The organism is Clostridium saudiense (assembly GCF_000577815.1).
GTDB classification, from domain to species: domain Bacteria; phylum Bacillota; class Clostridia; order Clostridiales; family Clostridiaceae; genus Clostridium; species Clostridium saudiense.
Genome location: NZ_CBYM010000061.1, coordinates 1 through 10,656, shown reverse-complemented (window position 1 = coordinate 10,656; position 10,656 = coordinate 1). Strand labels below are relative to the sequence as shown.

At 27.8% G+C, this 10,656-nt stretch carries 8 protein-coding genes and 1 pseudogene; 7 read left to right on the top strand and 2 right to left on the bottom strand.

Annotated features, from left to right (window positions below):
• Nucleotides 1-503, bottom strand: a pseudogene (locus TY07_RS18910) (hypothetical protein); the annotation flags it as partial.
• A gap of 210 nt (nt 504-713) precedes the next feature.
• Between TY07_RS18910 and TY07_RS16285 the strand changes: the two are divergent.
• The 6 genes from TY07_RS16285 to hydF all read left to right on the top strand — a co-directional run bounded on the left by TY07_RS16285 (nt 714) and on the right by hydF (nt 9,178).
• On the top strand, nt 714-1,031 hold the full coding sequence (locus TY07_RS16285) for a nucleotide pyrophosphohydrolase (RefSeq protein WP_042402677.1): 318 nt from the start codon (nt 714-716) through the stop codon (nt 1,029-1,031).
• 86 nt (nt 1,032-1,117) lie between these two features.
• Nucleotides 1,118-4,777, top strand: a complete 3,660-nt coding sequence (gene metH / locus TY07_RS16280) for a methionine synthase (protein ID WP_042402673.1) — start codon at nt 1,118-1,120, stop codon at nt 4,775-4,777.
• Between the two features lie 416 nt (nt 4,778-5,193).
• Nucleotides 5,194-5,442: a TM1266 family iron-only hydrogenase system putative regulator gene (locus TY07_RS16275; RefSeq protein WP_042402670.1), complete on the top strand. Its 249-nt coding sequence runs from the start codon at nt 5,194-5,196 to the stop codon at nt 5,440-5,442.
• 8 nt (nt 5,443-5,450) lie between these two features.
• Nucleotides 5,451-6,587 carry a [FeFe] hydrogenase H-cluster radical SAM maturase HydE gene (gene hydE, locus TY07_RS16270; RefSeq protein ID WP_042402667.1) on the top strand — a complete coding sequence of 379 codons (1,137 nt, stop codon included), beginning with the start codon at nt 5,451-5,453 and terminating at the stop codon, nt 6,585-6,587.
• A gap of 11 nt (nt 6,588-6,598) precedes the next feature.
• Complete coding sequence (hydG, locus tag TY07_RS16265) at nt 6,599-7,975, top strand: [FeFe] hydrogenase H-cluster radical SAM maturase HydG (RefSeq protein WP_042402664.1); 1,377 nt, start codon at nt 6,599-6,601, stop codon at nt 7,973-7,975.
• A 9-nt stretch (nt 7,976-7,984) separates the two neighbouring features.
• Complete coding sequence (gene hydF / locus TY07_RS16260; protein ID WP_042402661.1) at nt 7,985-9,178, top strand: [FeFe] hydrogenase H-cluster maturation GTPase HydF; 1,194 nt, start codon at nt 7,985-7,987, stop codon at nt 9,176-9,178.
• A 53-nt stretch (nt 9,179-9,231) separates the two neighbouring features.
• Here hydF and TY07_RS16255 read toward each other — a convergent pair whose 3' ends face one another.
• Nucleotides 9,232-9,831 (bottom strand): hypothetical protein, encoded by a 600-nt coding sequence (locus TY07_RS16255; RefSeq protein WP_042402658.1) that lies wholly within the window; start codon nt 9,829-9,831, stop codon nt 9,232-9,234.
• A gap of 178 nt (nt 9,832-10,009) precedes the next feature.
• Here TY07_RS16255 and TY07_RS16250 point away from each other — a divergent pair, with 178 nt between their 5' ends.
• A complete protein-coding gene (locus tag TY07_RS16250) occupies nt 10,010-10,540 on the top strand; it encodes a 2'-5' RNA ligase family protein (RefSeq protein WP_042402655.1) in 531 nt (176 codons plus the stop codon).
• The last annotated feature ends 116 nt before the right edge of the window (nt 10,541-10,656 follow it).

The following is a 10,656-nucleotide window of genomic DNA, read 5'->3' as shown; positions in this document are numbered from 1 at the left end:
CCAGTAGCACCAGTAGGTCCAGTCAAGCCAATAGGCCCTGTATCTCCAGTAGCACCAGTAGGTCCAGTTAAGCCAATAGGCCCTGTATATCCAGTAGCACCAGTAGGTCCAGTTAAGCCAATAGGCCCTGTATCTCCAGTAGCACCAGTAGGCCCAGTCAAACCAATAGGTCCTGTATCACCAATAGAGCCAGTAGGCCCAGTCAAACCAATAGGACCGATATCACCAGTAGAGCCAGTAGGTCCAGTTAAGCCAATAGGCCCTGTATCTCCAGTAGCACCAGTAGGTCCAGCTAAGCCAATAGGTCCTATATCTCCAGTAGCACCAGTAACACCTGTAACACCTGTAACACCTGTAATTGATATTAATACCGGTGGTGAAGGAACTATATATGGACAACATGAATAATAGGGACATTTATAACAATATTCATAAATTACTTGGTGTGATGTACAACAGTGTTTAATATTTCTATTTGTAATTCTATAATAATTACTGTCCATTAAACCTCCTAAATTATTAATATTATTTTTTACTACTATAAATAGATAAAATTCTACATATATTAATTTATTCTTCAGCATATTAATATGGTACTTATAAATTTTTAATATAAAACCAAATGAGCAATATTGTAAATTTAGAATGCTAAAAATAGTTAATTAAAATAAATTATGATAAAATATAGAAAAATATAAAGGAGTACACTAACTATGGAAAAAACAATAAATAGAATAAGAAAATTTAGAAAAGATAGAGAATGGGAGCAGTTTCATACACCTTCAAATTTATCAAAGGCAATTTCTATAGAAGCAGCAGAACTATTAGAAGAATTCTTATGGGATAACGAAAATTATAATAAACAAAATGTAGAAGAAGAATTAGCTGATGTTATGGTATATTGCATACATATGGCAGATGCTTTAAATGTGGATATCTCAGAGATAATAAATAAGAAAATGGATAAAAATGAAAAGAAGTATCCAGTAGAGAAAGCAAAAGGTAATAGTAAAAAATATACAGAGTTATAATAGTAAGCATTTATATTATATTGTAAATAATGCTAAAAAATTGTATAATTATTCTAAAACATTTAGAAGTAAAGGCAGGAAAGCAAATGAATAGGGGCAATTTAATTGAAATTTTAAAAAAGAAAATAGTAGTTCTTGATGGAGCTATGGGAACAAGTATACAAAATTATAATTTAAATGAAAAGGACTTTAGAGGGGATTTACTAAAGGATTTTCATAAAGATCAAAAAGGTAATAATGATATATTATCTATAACAAAACCAGAAGTAATAAAAGAAATACACAGAAGCTTCTTAGAGGCAGGTTCAGATATAATTGAAACAAACTCATTTAATTCAACAAGTATTTCTCAAGAAGATTACGATTTAGCACATTTAGTTTATGATTTAAATTATCATTCAGCTAAAATAGCAAGAGAAGTTGCAGATGAATTTACAGCAATGAATCCTGATAAGCCAAGATTTGTTGCAGGTTCTATTGGACCAACGAATAAAACAGCGTCATTATCACCAGATGTTGAAAATCCAGGTTATAGAAATATAACATTTGATGATTTAGTTGATTCTTATAGTGAGCAAATAGGGGCATTAGTAGATGGTGGAGTAGATTGTTTATTAATAGAAACTGTTTTTGATACATTAAACTGTAGAGCAGCAATAGTTGCGGCAAACAATGTATATAAATTAAAAGGATTTACTTTACCAATAATGATTTCAGGTACATTAACAGACAAATCAGGAAGAACATTAGCAGGGCAAAAATTAGAAGCTTTTGCTCAATCAGTTAGAAATGAAAATGTAATTTCTATAGGATTAAACTGTTCTTTTGGCGGTGCAGATTTGATACCTTTTATTAAAGAATTAGCTGATACACAGGATTTATATATATCATGTTATCCTAATGCTGGATTACCTAATGTTTTAGGGGAGTATGATGAAATTCCAAGCATAACAGCTAAATATATTAAAGAATTAGCAAGTGAAAAAAAGGTTAATATAGTAGGGGGATGTTGTGGAACTACAGCAGAACATATTAAAGCAATTGCAGAAGTAGTTGAAGGTGTAGAGCCAAGAACCATTCCTAATATAAAAAAAGAAAGTATTTATTGTGGACTTGAAATTGTAAGAAGTAATAAAGAAAATAACTTTATAAATATAGGTGAAAGAACTAATGTTGCAGGTTCTGCAAAATTTGCAAGACTTATAAGGGAAAAGAAATACGAAGAAGCTTTATCTATTGCAAAGGAGCAAGTAGAAAATGGAGCTCAAATAATTGATGTAAATTTTGATGATGGTTTATTAGATAGTGCTAAGGAAATGGAATATTTCTTAAGACTTATAGCTTCAGAACCAGATATAGCTTCAAGACCTATAATGATTGATTCTTCAAGATGGGAAGTTGTTGAAGCCGGTCTTAGAAGTATTCAAGGTAAACCAATAGTAAATTCAATTTCATTAAAAAATGGTGAGCAAGAATTTTTAAATCATGCTAAGGTTGTTAAGGACTTTGGTGCTGCAGTTGTAGTAATGGCATTTGATGAAAATGGACAGGCTGATACTTATGAAAGAAAAATATCCATTTGCAAAAGGGCTTATGATTTATTAGTAAATAAATTAAATTTCCCACCAGAAGATATAATTTTTGATCCTAATATTTTAGCTATAGCAACTGGTATTGAGAATCATGATAATTATGCAGTTGATTATATTAATGCAACCAAATGGATTAAAGAAAATTTACCATATGCAAAAGTTTCAGGTGGAGTATCAAATTTATCTTTCTCATTTAGAGGAAATAACACAATAAGAGAAGCTATGCATTCTGTATTTTTATATCATGCAATTGAGGCTGGAATGGATATGGGAATTGTAAATCCAGGAATGATTCAAATTTATGACGATATACCAAAGGATTTATTAAGATTAGTTGAAGATGTTGTCTTAAATAAACACAAGGATGCAGCAGAAAGATTATTAGATAAAGCTGAAGATTATAAAACAGGCAATGTTGTTAATAATACAAATAAAAATTTATGGAGAGAAAATAGTTTAAATGATAGATTAAGTTATGCTTTGGTTAAGGGTATAACAGAATATTTAGAGGAAGACTTAGGGCAAGCTATTAAAGAATATCCTAAGCCTTTAAGTATAATTGAAGGGCCTTTAATGGATGGAATGACTAGAGTAGGAAAATTATTTGGTGATGGAAAAATGTTCTTACCACAAGTTGTAAAATCAGCACGTGTTATGAAAAAGGCTGTATCATATTTACTTCCATATATAGAAAAAGAAAAAAAGCAAGGTGAAACATCAAGTGCTGGAAAAATTCTTTTAGCAACTGTAAAAGGTGATGTTCATGATATAGGTAAAAACATTGTAGGTGTAGTTCTTGCTTGTAATAACTTTGAAATAATAGATTTGGGAGTAATGGTTCCGTGTGAAGAAATACTAGATAAAGCTATTAAAGAAAATGTTGATATAATTGGATTAAGTGGACTAATAACACCATCTTTAGATGAAATGTGCCATGTGGCTATTGAAATGGAAAAGAGAAAAATGAATATTCCTTTAATTATTGGTGGAGCTACTACTTCAAAAGCTCATACAGCTCTTAAAATTGATCCTAATTATAGTGGAGCAGTTATTTATGGATATGATGCTTCTAAAACAGTTGAAATATCAAAGAATTTATTAGGAACTAATAAAAATGAATATATTAAGGCTATTAAAGATGAATATGAAGAAGTAAGAAAAAATTATAATAGTCATGAAAATAAGATGATTTCTTTAGAGAAAGCAAAAGAAAATAGTTTTAAGATTGACTGGGTTAATAGAGAAATTTCAAAGCCAAACTTTATAGGAATAAAAGAAGTTAAGGATTATTCAGTATCTGATTTAAGACCATATATTGATTGGACATTCTTCTTTATAGCATGGGAAATGAAAAAGTTATATCCAGATATATTAGAAGATTCAGTTTATGGAAAAGAAGCTAAAAAGATTTTTGATGATGCTAACAAAATGTTAGACTTTATTGAAGAAAATAATATTATTGATATTAAAGGTGTTTTTGGAATTTTTGAAGCTAATTCTAATGGAGATAATATTGAGGTTTATACTAAAGATAAATCACAAACAACTATATTCAATTTACTTAGAGAACAAAGAGAAAAAAGCAATGGTGAGTACTTATGCCTTTCAGATTTCGTTGCACCAAAAGAAAGTGGTAAGGAAGATTACTTAGGTGGATTTATTGTAACAGCAGGATTAGGAGCAGATGCTTATGCTAAAAAACTTGAAGATGAAGGTGATTCTTATAACGCAATTATGTTAAAGCTTGTTTGTGATAGATTGGCAGAAGCATTTGCTGAAAAGCTTCATGAAGACATTAGGAAAATTTATTGGGGGTATGATCCAGACGAAAACTTATCTATGAAAGAAATATTTAAGGCAAGTTATAGAGGAATAAGACCTGCATTTGGCTATCCGTCACTTATTGATCAAAGCCAAATGAAAAAATTATTTAATATTTTAGATGGTGAAAAAGTAACTGGGGTTAAACTTACTGAAAGTTATATGATGGATCCTGTATCATCTGTTTGTGGATTATATTTTGCTTCAGAAGATTCTAGATATTTTAACTCAAACTATATAGATAAAGATCAAGCAGAAGATTATGCAAAAAGATGTGGATGTACATTAGAAGAGTTAGAAAAATCATTACCTAATATATTAAGCTATAAGTAAAGTACATTTAATAAACTGAGGGGAGATAATTTCCCTCAGTTTATTTATCTTGCTAATAGTATTATTAGATTAGAAGAAGAGTTTAACTTTTAGATTTTTGGTGGCTGTTGTGGTACAGATAATATATATTTGAAGGAAATAGCAAAAAGAATAAAATAAATATTTTTAGTTTAAGTAAAAAAAATAATATTATTGACATTAATTACAAATAGGAATATGATTTAATCATAATTTAATTTACAAATATAGGATATATTTCAATCTGATAGAAAAGTTAAATCTAATCTAAAAGAGAGTAATTAATAGTTTTGTTAAAAATATATAAGCGCCTCTATAAGTTTATATATTTTATTTAGCTAGCTTTCTTTTATTAGAAGCTAGCTTTTTTTTATTAGATAAATAAGGGGATGAGAATTTTGAAAAAAATAGCTGTAATAAGTGCAATATTAGAAGAACCGAAAGAATGTCAAGAAAGATTCAATAATGTAGTTTCTAGCTTTAGAGGAAGTATAAAAGGAAGAATGGGAATACCATTTGAAGAAGGAATATCAGTTATAAGCATTACTGTAACAGGAACATTAGAAGAAATAAATAGTTTAACTGGGAAGCTTGGAAATATACAGGGTGTTGTAGTGAAAACAGCAATTGCTAAAAGGGAGATTTAATAAAAGGTATGAGTGTTATAGAAATTATAAACAAGCTATATAATACAAGTACTGCAACTAGAGAAGAACTTAATTATTTACTAGATAATTTAACAAAAAAAGATAAAGAGTATTTAATAGAAAAGTCTCATGAAATAGCTTTAAATAATTATGGTAATAATGTTTATATTAGAGGTCTTATAGAATTTACAAATTACTGTATTAGAGATTGTAAATACTGTGGTATTAGGAAATCAAATAATAAAGCAGATAGATATAGGCTTAGTATTGAGCAAATATTAGAATGTGCTGAACTTGGAGATAAATTAGGATATAAGACATTTGTACTTCAAGGTGGGGAAGATCCATATTTTACTGATGAAATAATGGTTGAAATAATTAAAAAGATAAAAGGAAAATATCCATATAATGCAATTACTTTATCTTTAGGTGAACGTTCATATGAATCATATGAAAGGATGTTTAAAGCAGGTGCAGACAGATATTTATTAAGACATGAAACAGCAAGTAAAGAATTATATGAATCTTTACATCCAAATTCTAGCTTTGAAAATAGAAGAAAGTGTCTTGAAAATTTAAAGAAAATTGGTTATCAAATAGGGGCTGGATTTATGGTAGGACTTCCAAAGCAAACAAATAATGATTTAGTTAATGATTTGTTATATTTAAAAGAATTAAATCCACATATGTGCGGAATAGGTCCATTTATCCCCCATAAAGATACACCCCTTTATAATGAAAACTGTGGAACATTAGAAAAAACTATTACGATGTTAGCCTTAGTTAGGTTAATGTTACCTAAAGTTTTATTGCCAGCAACAACAGCGCTTGGTAGTATAGATCCTCTTGGTAGAGAAAAAGGATTAAAAGCAGGTGGAAATGTTGTAATGCCAAATCTTTCACCTACAAATGTTAGGCAAAAGTATTTATTGTATGATGGAAAAATATGTACTGGTGATGAAGCAGCAGAATGTAGAGCTTGTATAGAAAAAAGAATTAATAAAGCAGGTTTCAAATTAAATATTAGTAGAGGTGACAGCTTAGTATTATCAGAAGAGGAAATTAATAATATAAATAAAAATATTAAAATAGAAAAAATTATTAAAGAAAATTTAGATAATATAAGTTTAGTAAAAAAAGGGTAGGAGAATAGATTATGTATATTAATCATGAAGAAGTCTGTAGATTATTAGAAGATGGTAAAAATGCTACTAGGGACGATGTTTTAAAAATTTTAAATAAAGCAAGAGAAAAAAATGGAATTTCTCATAGGGATATTGCCGCATTATTACAATTAGAAGATAAAGAATTATTAAATGAAATGTTTAAAGTTGCTGGTGAAATTAAAAAGTCCATTTATGGAAAAAGAGTAGTTTTATTTGCACCACTTTATATTAGTGATTTTTGTGTTAATAATTGTGTTTATTGTGGATATAAAAAGTGCAATACTTTTAAAAGAAGAAAGCTTACACAAGATGAAATAAGAGAAGAAGTTAAAATATTAGAAAAAATGGGACATAAAAGATTAGCATTAGAGCTTGGAGAAGACCCTGTAAATGCTCCAATTGAATATGTTTTAGAAAGTCTTGATACTATTTATAAAACTCAAAATGAAAATGGAAATATTAGAAGAGTTAATGTAAATATTGCAGCAACAACAGTTGAAAATTATAAAAAACTTAAAGAAGCTAATATAGGAACTTATATATTATTTCAAGAAACATATCATAAACCAACATACGAAATTATGCATCCACATTCATTAAAGTCAAGTTACGAATATCATTTAAATGCTTTTGATAGAGCAATGGAAGGTGGAATTGAAGATGTTGGTGGGGGAGTTTTATTTGGATTAGCTGATCCTAAATTTGAAGTTTTATCATTAATGATGCACAATGAACATCTTGAAAAAAATTTCGGAGTTGGATTCCATACAATTTCAGTTCCAAGAATAAGGCAAGCTGAAGGTGTTACTTTAGAGAATTTTCCACATCTTTTAAGTGATGAAATGTTTAAAAAGGTAGTAGCAATTATAAGAATTGCAGTACCATTTACAGGAATAATCATGTCTACTAGAGAAGATGAGGAAATGAGAAGAGATGCTCTTAAATTTGGAGTAACTCAAGTTAGCTCTGGATCTTCAACAGGAGTAGGTGGATATAAGCAAAGGGAAGAAGGAAAAAGCATTGAACAATTTAAGACTTCAGATGAAAGAACACCATTAGAAGTATTAAATTGGTTATTAGATGAAGGATATATTCCAAGCTATTGTACAGCATGCTATAGAAAAGGTAGAACTGGTGAAACTTTTATGGGGTTAGCTAAAAGTGGAGAAATTCAAAATATGTGTGAACCAAATGCGTTAATGACTTTAATGGAATATGCATTAGATTATGGTGATAAAGAAACCTGTGAAAAAGCTGAAAAATTGGTGAATGAAGAAATAATTAAAATCAATAATGAAGCAATAAGAAAGTTTGTCATTGAAGGAATAGTAAAATTGAAGGACGGTAAAAGAGATATTTATATTTAGGAGGAAAGTATGAATAGTACACCAAATGCTAATAGAAAACACGTAGCTATATTCGGTAAGACAAATGCAGGTAAATCATCTTTAATAAATAGTATTTGTGGACAAGAAATTGCAATTGTATCAAAAATAGCAGGAACAACAACAGATCCTGTATTTAAAGCAATGGAGTTAATATCAATAGGGCCAGTTTTATTTATAGATACAGCTGGTCTTGATGATAAAAGTGAAGTTGGTAAACTAAGAATAAAAAAAACTAAGGAAATGATGAAAAGAACTGATTTTGCTTTATATGTGATGGACGTTAATAATATAGATGATAATGATTATGAAGAAATAAAGTTAGAATTTAAAAAATATAACATGCCTTATATGTTGATTATTAACAAAATAGAAGATACCGAAAAATCAAAGCTTGATGAATTAAAAAGTAAATATAAAGAAGCAAAGTTTGTATCTACTTATAGTAAAGAAGGTATTGATGAACTTAAAAATGAATTAGTAGCAAAGCTACAAGATAGTGAAAATGAAATGCCTATAATAGGTAATTTAGTTCCATATGGAGGAAAGGTCATATTAGTAGTTCCAATAGATTCAGAAGCACCAAAGGGGAGAATTATTCTTCCACAGGTTCAATGTATTAGAGATTGTTTAGATAATGGAATTAAAACATATGTAGTTAGAGATACAGAATTAGCTTCAGCTTTAGAAGATATACAGGATGTTGATTTGGTAGTAACTGATTCTCAGGCATTTAAAAAAGTAAGTGAAATAGTTCCTAAAAATATAAAATTAACAGGTTTTTCAATACTTTTTGCTAATCATAAGGGAGATTTAAAATCATTTGTTGCTGGAGCTAGAAAAATAAATGATTTAAATAAAGATTCTAAAATTCTAATTTGTGAAAGCTGTACCCACAATGTATCTCACGAGGATATAGGTAGAATTAAAATTCCAAAGCTTCTTAATAAATATGTTGGTACTAAACTTAATTATGAATTCAAAGTTGGTCATGATTTTCCAGAAGATATTAATAAATATGATTTAATAATTCACTGTGGTGGATGTATGATTAATAGGAAAACTATAGTTAATAGAATTGAGATTTGTAATAAAGAAAAAGTAGCCATTACAAATTATGGAGTTGTATTAGCTTACTTAAATGGAATTTTAGATAGAAGCTTAGAAATATTTGAAAACAATTAGTGTAAAATAAGGTTGTCTTTTTAAGGCAGCCTTATTTATTTTTGGTATTCTTTTTAAGGAAGATAAAAGCTATTAGCGGCTTCTAATAAAAATTTATTATAACTACTATTTTCAATAACAGTTGGGCATGATAATTCAAGTGGACTAATTAAACTTTTAAACTTAAGATCATTTAAAAGATGAATTGATTTATTTAAGCTAATAGGTAATATATCATTAAAATCACTATTGTTAGGAGATATTGAAATAGAATTAATAAGCTCCCTTGTTGATTTTAAATCATATATTTTAATATTTTCTTTAAGAAATTTTCTTAATAAAGTAGTACTAAAATTATTATTTATTATAGTGAATTTATCGCAATTATTATAAAAATAATTGTCTAACCAAAGGTGAGAGTAATACCCAACAATATATGATTTTTCGAAGTGATTTACGTTTAATTTAAGTATTTTAGAATTAAATATATCTAAATTAGATTCATCATTAATTGTTTCTTCAAAATGAGAAAGGCAACCTTTTTTTTCATTATTAAAAATAAAATAATAATCTGGAGCAATACTGCCCAGAACTAAATAATTTAAATCATAATTATTATATTTTTTATTTGTTAGGTACTTTATAAAATTAATATGAGTTGTTAAATTTGGCATAATAGCTCCTCCATATTATACTCTTTTATTGATTTATATGAAAATATATTAAAAATTATTTCTCTTATAAGCACAAGACTCTTATATAATATACTCGTAAATGAGAATAAAATAAAAACAAAATACAGATGAAAACATAAAATAAATATTAAAAATAAATTAGAAAGGAAATAGAGTGATGAGATATGTAATTGTAAGCATTGTAAAAGGTCCTGCAGGAGATTTTAATAATAATTTAAGAAAAGATATCTTTAGTAAATATAAAGCTAAATCTTCTAAATTACCTGCACATTTTACAATAAAAGCACCATTTGAATATAACGAAAATATAACTGATTTAGAAAATTGTATAGAAGAAATAAGTAAAAAAGAAAAAGCTACACCTTATAAAATAGATGGATATAATCATTTTGATGATAGAGTAATATATATGGATGTAAATATGTCCAAAGAAGCAAAAAAAGTACATGATGAACTTATAGATAAACTTAGTACTATTTCATATATAAATTTTAAAAATAATGAAGGTAAAGATAAAATTTTTCATGTTACTTTAAGCTCAAAAAAAATACAAAAAATATATAAGCAATTATGGGATTATGTAAATACGATTCCCTGTTGTTTTGATTGTATGTTTGATAATATTTGTATCTATAAATGGCAAAATAATACTTGGGTTCTACACAGAGAATACAAATTAGAAAATTAAATAATTTATAAAACACATATAACCAGGATAGTGTTATATGTGTTTTTAATATCCTAAACATATAAATACTTTTGTATACATACATTAATATAAGAAAAAATTCGAATCTGTTAAGC